At 58.2% G+C, this 17,039-nt stretch carries 17 protein-coding genes; 14 read left to right on the forward strand and 3 right to left on the reverse strand.

Translation table 11 applies throughout. The features are described 5' to 3' along the window. Nucleotides 1–45 precede the first annotated feature (45 nt). From rpoE to cysQ, 11 genes are all read left to right on the forward strand, one after another. Nucleotides 46–627, forward strand: a complete 582-nt coding sequence (gene rpoE / locus BN4575_RS18105; RefSeq protein ID WP_042020941.1) for an RNA polymerase sigma factor RpoE — start codon at nt 46–48, stop codon at nt 625–627. 22 nt (nt 628–649) lie between these two features. Further along, nucleotides 650–1,252 (forward strand): sigma-E factor negative regulatory protein, encoded by a 603-nt coding sequence (locus tag BN4575_RS18110; protein WP_068979241.1) that lies wholly within the window; start codon nt 650–652, stop codon nt 1,250–1,252. A 21-nt stretch (nt 1,253–1,273) separates the two neighbouring features. Continuing rightward, nucleotides 1,274–2,254, forward strand: a complete 981-nt coding sequence (locus BN4575_RS18115) for a MucB/RseB C-terminal domain-containing protein (protein WP_068979242.1) — start codon at nt 1,274–1,276, stop codon at nt 2,252–2,254. A gap of 109 nt (nt 2,255–2,363) precedes the next feature. Continuing rightward, nucleotides 2,364–2,825 carry a SoxR reducing system RseC family protein gene (locus BN4575_RS18120; protein WP_068979243.1) on the forward strand — a complete coding sequence of 154 codons (462 nt, stop codon included), beginning with the start codon at nt 2,364–2,366 and terminating at the stop codon, nt 2,823–2,825. A gap of 116 nt (nt 2,826–2,941) precedes the next feature. Continuing rightward, complete coding sequence (lepA, locus tag BN4575_RS18125; RefSeq protein WP_068979244.1) at nt 2,942–4,735, forward strand: translation elongation factor 4; 1,794 nt, start codon at nt 2,942–2,944, stop codon at nt 4,733–4,735. Nucleotides 4,736–4,741: 6 nt separating this feature from the next. Continuing rightward, nucleotides 4,742–5,680, forward strand: a complete 939-nt coding sequence (lepB, locus tag BN4575_RS18130) for a signal peptidase I (RefSeq protein WP_068979245.1) — start codon at nt 4,742–4,744, stop codon at nt 5,678–5,680. Continuing rightward, a complete protein-coding gene (rnc, locus tag BN4575_RS18135) occupies nt 5,681–6,352 on the forward strand; it encodes a ribonuclease III (RefSeq protein ID WP_042020934.1) in 672 nt (223 codons plus the stop codon). Between the two features lie 61 nt (nt 6,353–6,413). Continuing rightward, nucleotides 6,414–7,313, forward strand: a complete 900-nt coding sequence (era, locus tag BN4575_RS18140; protein WP_042020933.1) for a GTPase Era — start codon at nt 6,414–6,416, stop codon at nt 7,311–7,313. A 14-nt stretch (nt 7,314–7,327) separates the two neighbouring features. Beyond that, entirely contained in the window at nt 7,328–8,035 is a 708-nt protein-coding gene (gene recO / locus BN4575_RS18145) for a DNA repair protein RecO (protein WP_068979246.1), read from the forward strand. Nucleotides 8,036–8,175: 140 nt separating this feature from the next. Then, complete coding sequence (gene pdxJ / locus BN4575_RS18150) at nt 8,176–8,913, forward strand: pyridoxine 5'-phosphate synthase (protein ID WP_033136290.1); 738 nt, start codon at nt 8,176–8,178, stop codon at nt 8,911–8,913. 213 nt (nt 8,914–9,126) lie between these two features. Beyond that, nucleotides 9,127–9,882, forward strand: coding sequence for a 3'(2'),5'-bisphosphate nucleotidase CysQ (cysQ, locus tag BN4575_RS18155; RefSeq protein ID WP_068979251.1), 756 nt, complete (start codon nt 9,127–9,129; stop codon nt 9,880–9,882). A 95-nt stretch (nt 9,883–9,977) separates the two neighbouring features. Here the strand turns inward: cysQ and BN4575_RS18160 are convergent, their stop codons facing one another. The 3 genes from BN4575_RS18160 to BN4575_RS18170 all read right to left on the reverse strand — a co-directional run bounded on the left by BN4575_RS18160 (nt 9,978) and on the right by BN4575_RS18170 (nt 12,471). Then, nucleotides 9,978–10,274, reverse strand: coding sequence for a YciI family protein (locus BN4575_RS18160; protein WP_068979247.1), 297 nt, complete (start codon nt 10,272–10,274; stop codon nt 9,978–9,980). Between the two features lie 24 nt (nt 10,275–10,298). Continuing rightward, nucleotides 10,299–10,850 carry a septation protein A gene (locus BN4575_RS18165; RefSeq protein ID WP_068979248.1) on the reverse strand — a complete coding sequence of 184 codons (552 nt, stop codon included), beginning with the start codon at nt 10,848–10,850 and terminating at the stop codon, nt 10,299–10,301. A gap of 115 nt (nt 10,851–10,965) precedes the next feature. After that, nucleotides 10,966–12,471: an aminotransferase class V-fold PLP-dependent enzyme gene (locus BN4575_RS18170; protein WP_068979249.1), complete on the reverse strand. Its 1,506-nt coding sequence runs from the start codon at nt 12,469–12,471 to the stop codon at nt 10,966–10,968. A 174-nt stretch (nt 12,472–12,645) separates the two neighbouring features. On the opposite strand from BN4575_RS18170, the gene BN4575_RS18175 reads away from it, so the two are divergent. The 3 genes from BN4575_RS18175 to BN4575_RS18185 all read left to right on the forward strand — a co-directional run. Next, nucleotides 12,646–13,281, forward strand: coding sequence for a PAQR family membrane homeostasis protein TrhA (locus BN4575_RS18175; protein ID WP_042020911.1), 636 nt, complete (start codon nt 12,646–12,648; stop codon nt 13,279–13,281). A gap of 118 nt (nt 13,282–13,399) precedes the next feature. Then, entirely contained in the window at nt 13,400–15,061 is a 1,662-nt protein-coding gene (locus BN4575_RS18180) for a putative transporter (protein WP_042020909.1), read from the forward strand. A 231-nt stretch (nt 15,062–15,292) separates the two neighbouring features. Then, the coding region (locus BN4575_RS18185) for a retention module-containing protein (protein ID WP_141689865.1) at nt 15,293–17,039 on the forward strand (1,747 nt) is incomplete at its 3' end.

Below are 17,039 nucleotides of genomic sequence, written 5' to 3' on the forward strand. Positions count from 1 at the left end.
GCCGGAAAAGAAGAACGATAACCTGATGGGGGTTTTACGGCTCTGATGAGCGACCAGAATCTACTGGACGAACAGCTGGTTGAACGGGTCCAGCGCGGCGATAAAGCAGCATTCAACCTGTTGGTAAAAAAATACCAGCATAAGGTGGTCAACCTGGTGGCCAGGTATGTCAATAATCCCGGTGATGTGCCCGATGTGGCGCAAGAGGCCTTTATAAAAGCCTACCGGGCATTGCCGACATTCCGTGGCGAAAGTGCTTTTTACACTTGGTTGTACCGTATTGCCGTGAACACGGCGAAGAATTATCTGACCTCCCAGGGGCGCAGGCCGCCCAGCAGTGATGTGGAGGCTGACGACGCAGAGTCTTATGGTGGTGGTGAAGCCTTGCAAGAGGTGGCTACCCCTGAAAACCTGGCGCTGACCGACGAGATCCAGCGCACAGTGTTTGCCGCTATCGAGGCGTTGCCGGAAGACCTGAGGACAGCGATCACCCTTCGTGAGTTGGAAGGGTTGAGCTATGAAGAGATTGCCGAAATCATGGATTGCCCTGTGGGTACGGTCAGATCCCGTATCTTCCGGGCGAGGGACGCAATCGATAAAAAGCTGAAACCTCTGATCGAGAATTAACTGGGGAAAGACGGGTTAACTTATGGCAAATAAAGAGCAAATCTCTGCCCTGATGGATGGTGAACTGAGTGATGCCGAGGTGTTGAACGAGTTGGAGATGGATTCCGACTTGCAAGATACCTGGGGTCGTTACCACCTGATAGGCAATGCCATGCGGGGTGACCTGTCGGTCAATCTGCAACTGGATCTCAGCGCCAGCATCATGGCTGCGCTGGAAGATGAGCCTACCATACTGGCACCCAAGCCGGTTGAGGTTAAGCCTGTGCTGCAACCAATCGTTGCGCCGGTCAAGACAGATTCCAATGTGATACCGCTGTTCCGCCGGGTCGGTCAGCAGCTTGGTCAATATGCCATTGCCGCCTCCGTTGCCGCTGCCGTTATCTTCGGGGTGCAGCAGTATCAGGGGCAAGATGGTCTACCAACCAATCCGGTTCTGAATACTATTCCTATTGGTGGTAGTGCCTCCCCTGTGAGCGTTCACTATCCGCAACAGGATGGCACTCGTGCCCGTCAGCAAGGGCTGACCGAGCAGCAGATGCAGGATCAGCGGGAGCGCGTCAATGCCTTCTTGCGTGACCACCAGTTGCAGCAACGCCTGTTGCAAGACAGACAGATTCAACAATAACGTATTGTCAGGGATCAAATCGTGCGCCAGTCCAGCCGTATTTTGCTGGCCTCTCTCCTGCTGATCAGTGCCAAGGCCTCGGCCGACGATAAGTCGGCCGAGGCCTTGTTGCAGCAGATGCAGAGTGCCGTGCAGCAGCAAAACTTTGAGTTATCCATGGTCAAGGCCCGTCAGGGGCGTCTTGAACCGATCCGCATCAGCCATGCGGTGATCGATGGCCAGGAAGTCGCCCATCTCAGTTACCTCGATGGCAAGGCGATTGAATATCTGCAACGTCAGGATGAATACACCTTTTTCGAGAACAGCCACGAGCCTTACACCCTGAAAGATGCCCGTTTTCCTGGTGTCTGGTCGACCTTGGTGAAGATGCCAATCGCGCGGGTGCTGGAGAGTTATGATCCGGTGCTGGCTGGCCGTAGTCGCGTTGCCGGTGTGGTGGCGCAGGTGGTCAGACTGGTGCCCAAAGAGGCAGACAAGTACGGCTTCGTGCTGTGGATTGATGAGCAGAGCAATCTGTTGCTGCGGGTCGACATGGTGGAGCGGGAAGGCAATCTGGTGGAGCAAGTGTTGGGGGTTGAGCTGGCGTTGCAGAGCAAACCCGCCCCCTGGTTGGTGACCCTGGCCAAGAGCAAACAGCCTGCCGCCTTAGCGCTGGAAGATGCCTATCCTGCCCCCCAGCAAGCCCTTAACTGGCAGATTTCCTGGCTGCCAGATGGCTTCAAGATCCTGTCGCAAGACCGCCATCAGCTGGTGACCACCAGTATGCCGGTGGATTACATGATGCTATCCGACGGGTTGGTGGATTTGTCGGTCTATGTCTCCCGGGTTGACCCCAAACAGGCGGTGCGTCAGCAGCTGATCCGCCAGGGCGCCACCTCGCTGGTGAGCTATGTCAACGATGTGGGGGTCGAGATCACAGTGGTGGGTGAAGTACCAGCCGAGACCGCCAAGCGAATTGCCGAGTCGGTCCAGCCGTTGGCCCGTAACGAAGCAATCCCCTGATGGGCTATGACCGGAACATCCCGGCTTGCCGAGCGCGGCGTGTTGTCTTCAGGTATCTTTATGCTTTTTCAGATCCCTTTGTTGAACCCGAGGTCTTGCCGTGAATGAGATGAGTGAAGAGTTGGCGACCGTGGTGGCCATCGAGGGAGACCATGTCTGGGTAGAGTGCGAGCGGCGCTCTGCCTGCAGTGGTTGCCAGCAACAGTCCAACTGCGGCACTGGCACAGTGGCCAAGGCATTTCCTCTCAGGGCACAACGCTTGCGGGTCAAAATGACCACCGAGGTAGGTGTTGGCCAGCAAATTCGGCTGGGTATCCCGCAGCAGAGCCTGCTGCGCGGTGCCGCTCTGGTCTACGTCTTGCCGCTGTTTTGCCTGCTGGCAGGCGCCTTGTTGGGGAAGCTCTGGTTGGCACCGCTGCTCCTGGGCGGGGAGGGAGTTACCATTCTCTGCTGCCTGTTGGGGGGCGGACTGGGTTTTTTACTGGTTCGTTACTTTTCCAACCGCCTCGATCAGGGCTGCTACGGCCCGCAGATGCTTGGCGTGGTGGTTCCTGTCCATATCCTCTCCTGACCGAACACGCGCTATTTCACGGGTGCTGGCGACTAAAGAATGGCCGTCAGCCGGGTTATCCAGTAAAATCGCGCCTCCATAACTGACCTTAACTAATTTTGAGTGACTCTTGCTCGATGAAACACATTCGTAACTTTTCGATTATTGCGCACATCGACCACGGTAAATCGACCCTGTCGGACCGTCTGATCCAGACTTGCGGTGGCTTGTCCTCCCGCGAGATGCAGGCTCAGGTGCTTGACTCCATGGACCTGGAGCGCGAGCGCGGCATTACCATCAAAGCACAGAGTGTGACCCTGAACTACCAGGCACAAGACGGTAACACCTATCAGCTGAACTTTATCGACACCCCGGGCCACGTAGATTTCTCCTACGAAGTCTCCCGCTCGCTGGCGGCCTGTGAAGGGGCGCTGCTGGTGGTGGATGCCGGTCAGGGGGTTGAGGCACAGACTCTGGCCAACTGCTACACCGCCATGGAAATGGCGTTGGAAGTGGTGCCGGTGCTGAACAAGATTGACTTGCCTGCGGCCGAGCCGGAGCGGGTTGCTGAAGAGATCGAAGATATCGTCGGTATCGATGCGATCGATGCGGTGCGTTGTTCTGCCAAAACCGGTCTCGGAGTTGACCTGGTGCTGGAAGAGATCGTTGCGCGTATCCCGCCACCGGAAGGTGATCCGGATGCCCCGCTGCAGGCACTGATCATCGACTCCTGGTTCGACTCCTATCTGGGGGTGGTGTCTCTGGTGCGGGTCAAGAACGGCTCGCTCAAGAAGAACGACAAGATCAAAGTGATGACTACCGGCCAGGTATGGGGTGTCGATCGTATCGGTATTTTCACCCCCAAGCAGGTGGATACTCAAGGACTGGGTTGCGGCGAGGTAGGTTGGGTTGTCTGCGGTATCAAAGACATCCATGGCGCGCCAGTGGGCGATACCCTGACGCAAGCCAAGAACGGTGCTGACAAGCCACTGGCGGGTTTCAAGAAGGTCAAGCCGCAGGTTTATGCCGGTTTGTTCCCCATCTCCAGCGATGATTACGAGTCGTTCCGTGACGCCCTCGACAAGCTCTCTCTGAACGATGCCTCCTTGTTCTTCGAACCGGAAAGCTCCACAGCACTGGGCTTTGGCTTCCGTTGCGGCTTCCTCGGTATGCTGCACATGGAGATCATCCAGGAGCGTCTGGAACGCGAATACGATCTGGATCTGATCACCACTGCGCCGACCGTGGTCTATGAGATTGAGCTGAACAATGGCGAGACTATCCATATCGACAGTCCGTCCGCCATGCCGCCGGTTAACAACATCAAAGAGATGCGTGAGCCGATCGCCGAGTGCAACATACTGCTGCCGCAAGAGTACATGGGGAACGTCATTACCCTCTGTATCGAGAAACGGGGCGTGCAGACCAACATGGTCTACCACGGCAATCAGGTTGCATTGACCTATGACATCCCGATGGCAGAAGTGGTGCTCGACTTCTTCGACCGCCTGAAATCCACCAGTCGTGGCTACGCCTCGCTGGATTATGGCTTCAAGCGTTTCGAAACCTCCGAGATGGTTCGTCTGGACATCATGATCAACGGTGAGCGGGTTGACGCGCTGGCCATCATCACCCACAAGGAGAACGCCCAGTATCGCGGTCGCCAGGTGGTTGAGAAGATGCGTGAGCTGATCCCCCGTCAGATGTTTGATATCGCCATTCAGGCATCCATCGGCAACCAGATCATCGCGCGCAGCACCGTCAAGGCACTGCGTAAGGACGTAACCGCCAAATGCTACGGTGGTGACGTGAGCCGGAAGAAGAAACTGCTGAACAAGCAGAAAGAAGGTAAGAAGCGGATGAAGTCTGTTGGCCGTGTTGACGTGCCACAGGAAGCCTTCCTCGCGATTCTCCATGTCGGAAAGGACTAAAAATAGATGGCAAGCACGTTTTCCCTGATCTTGGTGGTGGTCTGTGTGATCACCGGTTTTATCTGGTGTCTGGACAAGATGATCTGGTCCAAACAGCGAGCCGCCAAGATTGCCGTGGCCCGTGCCCATGGCGGTGCCCACCTGGATGAGAAGACCCTGGCCAAGGTTGCCCCCGTGCCGGTCTGGATTGAGCAGACCGCCGGGATCTTCCCGGTGATCACTTTTGTGCTAATCCTGCGTTCGTTCATCTTTGAACCGTTCCAGATCCCGTCAGGTTCCATGATGCCCACCTTGCTGGTGGGCGACTTTATCCTGGTGGAAAAGTTTGCCTACGGTCTGCGGGATCCTGTGACCAACACCAAATTCCTCGAAACTGGCGAGCCGGTGCGTGGTGATGTGGTGGTGTTCAAGTATCCCCTTGAGCCGCGCGTTGACTACATCAAGCGGGTGGTTGGCATGCCGGGTGATCGGATCATCTATCGCAACAAAGAGCTGATGATCCGGCCGCGCTGTGCTGAAGCAGGTGGCAAGGAGCAGGAAGGGAAAACGTGCCCGGGCTTCAAGAAGCTCGACATCAAGTTTGAACAAAGAGGCGAATTTACCCAGATGGGGATCCCCCTTGACCGCTATACCGAGCAGTTGGGTGATGTTTCTCACGAGACCTTGCGCAACCCGCTGATGCCGGATCTGGTTGGTCGTTACTATCGCCAGCCCGGCACTTATCCTGATGAGTGGGTGGTACCGGAAGGGCAGTACTTCGTGATGGGCGATAACCGTGACAACAGCACCGACAGCCGTTTCTGGGGCTTTGTGCCCGAGCAGAATCTGGTCGGCAAGGCGGTCGCTATCTGGATAAGTTTTGAATTTGAGCGCGAAGAAGGCTCCCTGCTGCCAAGTTGGGTACCGACAGGGGTGCGCTTCAACCGCATTGGCGGAATCAAGTAAATGAATATCAAGATGAACAGACTGCAGTCCCGTCTCGGGCATGTCTTTCAGGATCAAGAGTTGCTGACCCGCGCATTGACACATCGCAGCGCCGGTTCTCGTCACAACGAGCGACTGGAATTTCTGGGTGACTCCATTTTGAGCCTGGTGATTGCTGATGCGCTGTTCCACCGCTTCCCGCAAGCGGCAGAAGGGGATCTCAGCCGGATGCGTGCCACTCTGGTACGTGAAAAAACCCTGGCCGAACTGGGCCGGGAGTTTGACCTCGGGGATCATCTGATCCTCGGGCCAGGTGAACTCAAGAGCGGTGGTTTTCGCCGTGAATCCATTCTGGCCGACACGGTCGAGGCGGTGATTGGCGCCGTCTATCTGGATACGGATCTTGAGGTGGTGCGGACACTGCTGCTGAGCTGGTACGCCAGCCGTCTGGACGAGATCAAGCCAGGCATCGAGCAGAAAGATCCCAAGACCCGCCTGCAAGAAATTTTGCAGGGAACCCGCAAATCCCTGCCGACCTACACAGTGACTAACGTCAAGGGTGAGGCCCACAACCAGGAGTTCACCGTCCAGTGCGACGTGGAAGGTCTGGATGGTCCGCTCAAAGGGGTCGGCACCAGCCGCCGCAAGGCCGAGCAGGCCGCGGCGCAGCAAGCGCTGGACAAATTGTCATGACAGGTACGTCTGATTCAAAAAGGCGCTGTCTTTTAACACCACAAGCTTTGGAACAACTGTCATGACAGATACTACCTACTGCGGCTTTGTCGCCATCGTGGGCCGCCCTAACGTGGGCAAGTCCACCCTGCTCAACAAGTTGCTTGGCCAGAAGGTCAGCATTACTTCGAAAAAACCCCAGACCACCCGTCACCGGATTTTGGGGATCGATACCGACGAGAACTATCAGACCATCTTTGTTGATACTCCGGGCCTGCACATCGAAGAGAAGCGGGCCATCAACCGCTTGATGAACCGTGCCGCCACCAGTTCGCTGGGAGATGTGGCCATGGTGGTATTCATGGTTGACGGTACCCACTGGACCAAGGATGACGAGATGGTGCTTGGCAAGTTGCGCCACTTGCCCTGCCCCGTGGTGCTGGCGGTCAACAAGGTCGATAACGTCAAAGAGAAAGAAGACTTGCTGCCCCACCTCGAGTGGCTGGGTCAGCAGATGAATTTCTCCCACATCCTGCCCATCAGTGCCGAGAAGGGCACCAACGTGGAGAAGATCCGCGAGTGGGCCAAGGATCTGCTGCCGGAAAACAACCACTTCTTCCCGGAAGATTACGTGACCGACCGTTCGTCACGCTTCATGGCCTCAGAAATCATCCGTGAGAAGCTGATGCGCTTCACCGGTGAGGAGCTGCCCTACTCGGTGACGGTGGAGATCGAACGCTTCAAGGTGGAAGAGAACGGCCTCTACCACATCCACGGCCTGATCCTGGTGGAGCGCGATGGCCAGAAGAAGATGGTCATCGGCAACAAGGGCGAGAAGATCAAGACCATAGGTACCGAAGCACGTCTCGACATGGAACGGCTGTTCCAGAACAAGGTGCACCTCGAGCTGTGGGTCAAGGTCAAGTCCGGCTGGGCTGATGACGAGCGTGCCCTGCGCAGTCTCGGCTACGGTGACGATTAAGTGGCGTTGATGGATTGCTGAGCCCGGCTTTCGTCATCCACAGTCGGCCCTATCGGGAGACCAGCCAGCTGGTCGAGGTCTTCACCCAGGATAGTGGCCGATTTACCCTGGTGGCTCGCGGTTCTCGCGGGCCACGCTCCCCCCTCAAGGGGCTGCTGCAACCCTTTACCCTGCTCACCATCGCCTGGCGCGGCAAGGGGGATCTCAAGAACCTCACCCAGGTCGAATGCCCGGATCACTCCCTGCGACTCGGTGGCGACCGCCTCTTCTACGGCCTCTATCTCAACGAGCTGGTCTACTACCTGCTGGAAGCGCACACCCCGTTCCCCGAAGTGTTCGACGCCTATGCCCGTGCCATCATGGCGCTGGCCGATGGCGAGACCCCGGAGCTGCCGCTGCGCCGCTTCGAGTTTCTGCTGCTGCAGGCGCTGGGCTATGCGGTGGATTTCGAATACACGGCGGACGATGAGTCGCCTATCGAGACGACCCTGCTCTATGGCTTCGAGCGTGAATTGGGCTTTGTCGCTTGCGAGCGGGCGCCGGATCCCCGTACCCTGTTTCTCGGTGCCCACCTGCTGGCCTTTGCCGAGGGGCGTTTCGATACTCCGCCCTTGCTGCAGGCGGCCAAACGTTTCAGCCGACTGGCGCTGCAACCCTATCTGGGCAAGCGTCAGTTAAAGAGCCGGGAGCTGTTTTTAAAACGCCGCAATAGCTTGGGTTAACCGCTCTGCGGCGTTACCCGACACGGTAAGAATGTTACCTACGTCCGATTAGGCTGCGCTAATCGAACCTACGGGCTGATATACGGATATTCGCGCGGTAGCCGCGCAGTCAACAGATGAAGAGTTTCAAGGAGTTCTCAATGAGTGAAATCTATCTGGGTGTGAACATCGACCATATTGCCACCCTGCGCAACGCCCGTGGCACCCAGTATCCGGATCCGGTACAGGCTGCCTTCGTGGCCGAGCAGGCTGGTGCCGATGGCATCACAGTGCATTTGCGTGAAGATCGCCGCCACATCACCGACCGCGACGTGGAGATCCTGCGCCAGACTATCCAGACCAGAATGAACCTGGAGATGGCGGTAACCGAAGAGATGATCGGCATCGCCTGCCGCATCAAGCCCCACTTCGTCTGTCTGGTACCGGAGAAGCGCACCGAAGTGACCACCGAGGGCGGTCTGGACGTGGCTGGCCAGCTGGACAAGGTGACTGACGCAGTGGCCCGCCTCTCTGCCGTGGGGGCTCAGGTATCCCTCTTTATCGACGCAGATCCCCTTCAGATCGATGCGGCTGCCGAGAGTGGCGCCCCCTTTATCGAGATCCACACCGGCCGCTACGCCGATGCCACCACCGATGCCGAGCGCAATGCCGAGTTCAAGCGCATCGCCGCCGGTGCCTCCTATGCTGCTGGCAAGGGGTTGAAGGTCAATGCCGGCCACGGCCTGCACTACCACAACGTCAAAGCCATCGCCGCCATTCCCGAGCTCTATGAGCTCAACATCGGCCACGCCATCATCGGCCGCGCCGCCTTCGACGGTCTGGCCAAGGCCGTGAGCGACATGCGCCTGCTGATGCAGGAAGCCCGTCAGGGGATCTGATCCGCCAGCCAGGGCGCGGCCTGATACCGGTCGCCAAAAACAACAAGGGACGCTACGGCGTCCCTTGTTGTTTTTGGGCCTGTTCACGGGAGGGCAATGGGCTGGCGGCCACCGCGCTGTAATAACCCAGCACAATCGGCTATAAGCAGTTGATGTCAAAAGGGTTACACTGGTTGGCCCTGTGAGCTGGACGAGATTGTTATGGAGCACCCCCTGTACCACCCCGATATCACCGCCCTTGAACCTGTCGCTCGTGCGGCGGGTGCAGCCATCATGGCGATCTACCGCGAGCCTTTTGCGGTGGAGTACAAGAGCGACGAGAGTCCGCTCACGGCTGCCGACAAGGGAGCTCATGAGGTGATTGTGCAGGCGTTGGCGCGGCTGACCCCCGATATCCCTGTGCTGTCGGAGGAGTCAGACCCCGAGGTAATGGCCGCGCGCCACGGCTGGTCACGCTACTGGCTGGTGGACCCCCTCGATGGCACCAAGGAGTTTGTCTCCCGTAATGGTGAGTTCACCGTCAACATCGCGCTGATTGAAGAGGGGGCGCCGCGCTGGGGACTGGTCTATGCGCCGGTGCTGGACCAGCTCTGGTATGGCGGCAAGGGGCTCGGTGCCTGGCGCATTGCCGATGGCAAGCGAGAGTCCATCCAGACCCAGCCTCATCGGGAAGGAGAGGCGTGGCGGGTCGTGGGCAGTCGTAACCATCTGTCGCAGGAGACCCTCGATTTCTTGGCTCCTTTTGGTGAAATCGAGCTGGTCTCCATGGGCAGCTCCCTCAAATTCTGCATCATCGCCGAGGGGGGGGCCGAGCTCTATCCGCGCCTTGCGCCGACCTGTGAGTGGGATACCGGCGCGGCGCAGGCGGTGCTGGAGGGGGCGGGTGGTAGCGTCACCCAACTCGATGGCTCACCCCTCGCCTACAACAAGCTCGACATCCTCAACCCCTGGTTTGTCGCCAGGGCGTGACCTGCCGGTGCCCTGAGCATCGCTCACATCGCCCAATAAAAAGAGGCCGGAGCGGGTTGTGCACCCGTTCCGGCCTCGTTGCATCTGACGCGGGTTTAAAAGACTTTCTTGAACGGCTTGATGGTGACCTTGGCGTAAACACCGGCGGTCACATAAGGGTCGGCATCAGCCCAGGCTTTGGCGTCAGCTTGCGAGGCAAACTCGGCGATGACAGTGCTGCCGGTAAAGCCTGCATCGGCTGGGTCCTCGGCATCGATGGCCGGGTTGGGACCGGCGGTCAGCAGGCGCCCTTCATCCTGCAGCGCTTGCAGCCGGGCCAAGTGGGCAGGGCGAACCTGCTTGCGCAGTGGCAGGCTGTTGGGGACATCTTCTGAGTAGATGAGATACCACATGAGAGGATCCTTTTCTGATGAGGGTTATTTTTTCAGCTCGTTCTTTTGTTCGGCAGGGATGTGGCGGTAGAGATAGACGCCGCTCAGCAGGGTAAAGACCAGCGTCATCCCCAGCAGGCCGAATACCTTGAAGTTGACCCACATCTCTTGCGGCAGGCTAAATGCCACGTAGAGGTTGAGCAGGCCACAGACGGTAAAGAAGCCGACCCAGCCGAGGTTGACCTTGTCCCAGACTGCATCGGGGGCTTGCAGCTCTTTGGCCAGCATCTGTTTGATCAGGTTCTTGCCAAAGCCGTAGCGGCTGATCAGCAGGCCCAGCGCGAACAGCACATTGATGATGGTCACTTTCCACTTGATGAAGGTGTCATCGTGGAAGAATACGGTGAGGCCGCCGAAGAAGCCGACCAGGATGAAGGTGAACAGTTGCATCTTCTCGACCTTGCGATAGCGGATCCAGCTGTAGAGAAGTTGCAGACCGGTCACGACCACCAGTGCGCCGGTGGCCATATAGATGTCGTAAAATTTATAGACCGCAAAGAAAACGATAAGTGGAATAAATTCAATAAATTGCTTCATGTTTGGCGCATAGCCCTCAGAAATAGACCGCAAAATTTTGTCCAGTTTACCTGCAAGGTAAACAACGGCAAATGAATAAGACCGCCCAATTTACGTCCAGTTCCCTGGCGCGGCGCTAGCCAAATAGCTGGCGGGCAAGGGGCTCGCCCAACCGTTTTTGATCCGCCAGCAGCTCGCGGATGTGGTGCTCTTCGATAAGCGGGTTGAGCAGCACAGCCCGCAGCAGGGTGAGCGGCTGGGCACCGTAGCGCACCACCGCCCGTTGGGTGCGGGAGACAAAGCTGTGCCCCTCGGCGCGCTGGGCTTTTTGCAGGGTCACGTTGAAGTCGTTGATCTGCGCATTCGCCGCTTCGTCCAGCGCCTTGCCCTGCAGGTGGGGCGGGATGCAGCGGTAGGAGAGCAGGTTCATCACCGGTGCCGACATCAGCTCGAAGGCAGGATCGCTTTCGATGAGCTCGGCCATCAGTCGGGCGCGGTCGTAGTTGGCCTCGATGAGGCGGGCGTAGCCCTGCTGGCCAAACAGCTGGAAGGCAGCATCCAGATAAAGGGCGTTGGCCGGGCGGGTACCCTCCAGCGTAAAGCGACCCTGATCGAACGAGGTGGCGCGAATAGCGTAGGGGGCTTCGCGCTTGACCGCCATCATCAGGTCGGGCTGGCGGCAGAGCAGCATGCCGGTACCGAGCGGCACCAGCAACTGCTTGTGGCCATCCAGCGTGACGGTGTCAGCCCGCTCAATGCCGGTCAGCAGGCTCTGATAGCGGGGGGAGAAGAGGGTCGGGCCACCCCAGGCGGCATCCACATGAAAATGGATCTGCTCGCGCTCGGCGATGGCCGCCAGCTCCGGCAGCGGATCGATGGAGCCAAAGTCGGTACTGCCCGCCACGCCGACCAGCGCCAGCACCTTGAGCTTCTGTTCTTTGCACTGGATCAGCGCCTGCTCCAGTGCAGCCAGACTGAGCCGGTTCTGCTCGTCGGTCTCAAGGCGCCAGACGCTGCGGGCGCCCAGTCCCAGCAGATCCATTCCCTTGTCGAAGGAGTAGTGCATCAGCCGCGAGCCCAGAATGACGGCGCCGCGATAGCCCTGCTCATAGAGGGCGAACAGATTGTCGCCGCAGGCGCGGTTGCGGGCCAGCCACAGCGCCGTGACGTTGGCGATGGTGCCGCCGCTGGTCATGACGCCGAGGGCGGCATCCTTGGCATGCATCTGCTCGCCGTAGAAGGCATCGTCCCTGCCATAGATGAGGCGGTGCAGCTTGGCCAGCACCTCCCGCTCCAGAAAGCTGAGCAGGCGGGATGACTCCATCTTCATCGGATTCTGGTTCAGCATCACCAGCAGACGCGACAGCTCGGCGGTATAGGCTGGCAGTGGCGCTGTCATATGGCCCATGTAGCGTGGCGAGGTGAGGTGAGAGGCGCCGGGCACCAGGGTGGCCAGCCGTGCCAGATAGTGCTCGATGGAGAGGCCGACCGCAGGCATGCGGGATTGATCGAGCTGGTGGGTGAACTGGTCGCGCTGGTAGGGGGCCTGACTGTCATCCGAGTGGTGAAAATGTGCCAGCATGGCGCTCATTGCGTCGCCAAAGGCGGCATCCGGTTGTGTAAACAGCTCAGTCAACTTCATCAGGTTCTCCAGACCAGGTCACCGGGTAGGTGTCTATGCCACTTGTCTCGGGCATCGGCGGCAGAGCATACACCAAAGGTTGGCAGGTGGCAGCCACCCCATTTTTTAAGCGAACACTTGTACTCTGAAATGGTGCTGGGTTAGAGTGAGCCCATTAAAGCTGGAGTAAACGATATGAGTGGCGTGACAGATTATTCTCCCCGTGAAGAGTTAGCCAACCGGCTCAGCCACGGATTGGGATTGTTGCTGGGGGGTATCGGCCTGGTGCTGTTGCTCATCAAGGGCTGGGGGCAGGGCACGCAGGCGCTGGTGAGTTACAGCCTCTATGGCGGTAGTCTGGTGCTGCTCTATCTGGCGTCGACCCTCTATCACAGCATGGCTGAAGGGCGTGCCAGACGCTGGTGCAAGGTGTTTGATCACTGCGCCATCTATCTGCTGATTGCCGGTACTTACACCCCCTTCCTGCTGGTGGCCCTCGATACGCCGCTGGCGAAAGGGTTGATGGTGGTGATCTGGGGCCTGGCGCTGGCCGGGGTGGTGTTCAAGCTGGTGTTCATCAACCGCTTCAAGAAGTTGTCGCTGTTTACCTACTTGATGCTGGGCTGGTTGTCACTGGTGGTCATCTACCAGCTCTACATCCATCTGGCCGGTGAGGGGTTGCTGCTGCTCGGACTCGGCGGCCTGATCTACAGCCTCGGGGTCATTTTCTATGTGGCCAAGCAGATCCCCTACAACCACGCTATCTGGCACCTTTTTGTGTTGGGCGGCAGTGTTTGTCACTTTATGGCCATTTATGGCTATGTCGCTTGAGTAGCCCTTAATTGGTATTTTTAGCGCGTAAAAAGGATAAATTCGTGCGGTATCACACAGTTGGCGTCAGCGTTTGCTGACAAGCTAGGGACAGTTCAATTCGCAAAGGATGCACGAAATGAGTGATATCGCGCTTTCCATCAGCATGTTGTCGCTGGTGGCAGTGCTAGGGCTCTGGCTGGGAAACTGGCGAGTCTATGGCGTTGGTCTGGGGATAGGGGGAGTGCTGTTCGGCGGCATCATTGTGGGTCATTTCGCTGGTGCTTCCAATCTCGCACTGGACGCACAAACCCTTCACTTCATTCAAGAATTTGGTTTGATCCTGTTTGTATATACCATCGGCATTCAGGTCGGGCCGGGCTTCTTCGCGTCATTACGCAGTTCGGGTCTCAAACTCAATGCCTTTGCCGCCCTGCTGGTCATCCTTGGCTGCGTGGTGGCCGCCGGATTGCATCAACTGTTTGATGTGCCATTACCGGTCATTCTGGGGGTCTTCTCCGGTGCCGTTACCAATACGCCATCCCTCGGTGCGGGCCAGCAGATCCTGGCCGAGCTGGGCGCTGCGCCCGGTTCGACCGGCCTGATGGGGATGGGCTATGCGGTCGCCTATCCGTTCGGCATCTGTGGCATTTTGCTCACCATGTGGCTGGTTCGGGTGTTCTTTCGCATCAAGATCGACGATGAAGCCGCCCAGTTCGAGCAACAGACTGGTAAAACCAAGGAGAGTTTGCAGACCATCAACATCGCGGTGCGCAACCCCAATATGCACGGCTTGATGCTGAGCGAGATCCCGAGTCTCGATGAGTCGGATGTGATCTGCTCTCGCCTCAAGCGCGGCGAAGAGTTGATGGTGCCGCGGCCTGATTCCCGCATCGAGCTGGGTGACTTGCTCCACCTGGTGGGTGAACGCCATGCGCTGCATAAGGTGTTGCTGGTGTTGGGGGAGGAGGTGGAGACCTCGCTCTCGACCCGGGGCACCGATCTGCGTGTCGAGCGGGTTGTGGTGACCAACGAGCAGGTACTTGGCAAGAAGATCCGCGATCTTGACATCAAACAGCGCTATGACGTGGTGATCTCCCGTCTTAACCGCGCCGGTATCGAGCTGGTGCCAACCAGCCAGACCAGTTTGCAGTTTGGTGACATCCTTAATCTGGTGGGACGCCTGGAGGCGATCGAGGCGGTTACTAATGTGGTCGGCAACGTGCAGCAAAAACTGCAACAGGTGCAGATGTTGCCGGTATTTATCGGGATTGGCCTCGGTGTGCTGCTTGGCTCCATCCCCTTCTATCTGCCCGGTTTCCCGGCCGCCCTCAAATTGGGTCTGGCGGGTGGGCCGCTGGTGGTGGCGCTGATCCTGTCGCGGATCGGCAGCATCGGCAAGCTCTACTGGTTCATGCCACCCAGTGCCAACCTGGCGCTGCGGGAGATCGGTATCGTGCTGTTTCTGGCCGTGGTGGGCTTCAAGTCGGGGGCCGGTTTTATCGATACCCTGATCAACGGTGATGGCCCGGCCTGGATGCTCTATGGCATAGCGATCACCCTGATCCCGCTGCTGGTAGTCGGTGTGCTGGCACGCCTCTACGGCAAGATGAATTACCTCACCTTGTGCGGCTTGCTGGCAGGCTCCATGACTGATCCTCCCGCGCTGGCCTTTGCCAACGCCATGCACCCGACCAGTGGTGCCAGCGCGCTCTCATACGCCACTGTCTACCCGCTGGTGATGTTCCTGCGGATTATCTCGCCACAGCTGCTGGCTATCATCCTCTGGGCTGGCGCCTAGGGTTAATCTAAACAGGAGCATGCCTTGTCATGCTCCTGTCACTATTTTGTAATGTATTGATAAATTAGGTTTTTACCCTTCCGACCTCGCCATTTTATACCCTCCTGCCTGGCTGAACGATTCAGCTTCAAATCAGTCTATCCTTTCGAATTTTCGAGCTGGTTATTTGCTCCATCTGTATGCACAGTAGGATGTGGTTTATTGCATTCAAATCAGGATTCAGGAGAGAACATGATTACTAACACCGTTACCATGGAACAGGGCATCACCATTACCCAACTCAAAGGGCAGGCTTATCAGATTGCTGCCGATGGCAGTCAAAAATTGTTGGCTGAAGGTGATGTATTGCCGAAAGGTGCAGTGATCATGTCGCCGGATGGTGCCAGCTTTATGGGTGGCGGACAGTCATTCAATGTGCAACCGGCCAGCGAGCAGAGTGAGCCCGCTGAAGAGGGGGATGCTCCCCAGCTGGCGCAAAACGGTGCAGCTGGTACTCCTGATGATATCAATGCCTTGCAACAGGCGATTTTGGGCGGCGCTGACCCGACCCAGGCCTTTGAAGCCTCTGCCGCAGGCGGTGCACCTGCCGCCGGTGGTGGCGGTATTGGTGGTGTCGCCGGAGCCAGTGGCAACGGTGGGTTTGTCACCATCGACCGTACCGGTTCCGCTACCATTGCCGAAGCCACCTTCGATACCACCTACAACGCCACTGGCGAGCCACCGCTTGAGGCCGTTGGTGAAGATGATCCTCTGTTTACATCCGCCAACCTTGTCTTGAGTGCAGATCCACAGGTGAATGAAGGTGGGCTTATTACCTTTACCGCGACACTTGATGAACCTGTTTTTGGTTCTGACTTGGTTATTCAGCTGTCCAATGGTGCAGTGATTACCATTCCCGTCGGGCAGAGTTCCGGTTCGGTCACTGTTGCTGCTCCGGCAGACAGCCCTTATGTCGATCCGTCAACGATCACCGTTTCGATTACCGGTACTCTGGGCGGTGGTTTCAACCAGATCATCACCAGCCCTTCAACGACCACCCAGATTAACGACACTGTCGACACCACCACTGTGACCCTGGGCGCCCCGGCGCAGGTCAACGAAGGGGGCCAGATCACCTACAGCGCCAGCGTCAATAACGCCCCGCAGACCGATCTGGTCCTAGCGTTATCCAATGGGACCAGCATCACCATCAAGGCGGGCGAGCTGAACGGCAGCGTGACGGTCGATGCCCCGAGTGACGATGTTTACAAAGATGGCAGCAGCCTGACGGTGAGCATAACCGGCAGCAGCGGTGGCAACTACGAACAGCTGGACACCAGCAGCAAGGTGACCACCGCGGTGGGCGACACCGTGGACACTACCACTGTGACCCTGAGCTCGGCCACCAACGGCCAGACCGTGACCGAGGGCGGCAGCATCGTCTACACCGCTAGCGTCAGCAACCCGGTGACCGGCAGCCCGCTGAGCGTGAGCTTGAGCAACGGGGTGGTGATCACCATTCCGGTCGGGGCCAGCAACGCCAACAGTGCGCCGGTGCTGGTGCGCGGCGATGACGCCTACCAGCAGGGTGAGCAGGCGCTGAGTGTCACCATCGGCAGCACCAGCGGTGGCAACTACGAGAGCGTGGCGACCACAGGCACCATCACCAACACCGTGGTGGACGACAACGACACCGCCTTCACCCTGAAACTGTTTGCGGTGGATGCGGAAGGTCAGCTGGTCGACAGCTCCACTGTGTCGGAAGAAGGCGAAACCAGCGCGTACTACGTGGTGCGCGCGGTGGATGCCAACGGTACCGTGCTGGCGACCCAGCCGGGCGGCAACGTGAGCGTGAGCTTTGGCAACCTGGGCACGACCAGCAGTGCTGACTACAGCGCCAGCAAGACCACGGTCGCGGTAGGCGAGGTGTTCAGTGCCAAGGCGGTGAACGACGCGCTGGCGGACAACGGCGAGCAATTCAAGGTCAGCCTGAATGGCG

Source organism: Aeromonas sp. EERV15 (genome assembly GCF_900079845.1).
In the GTDB taxonomy this organism is placed as follows: Bacteria; Pseudomonadota; Gammaproteobacteria; order Enterobacterales; family Aeromonadaceae; genus Aeromonas; species Aeromonas sobria.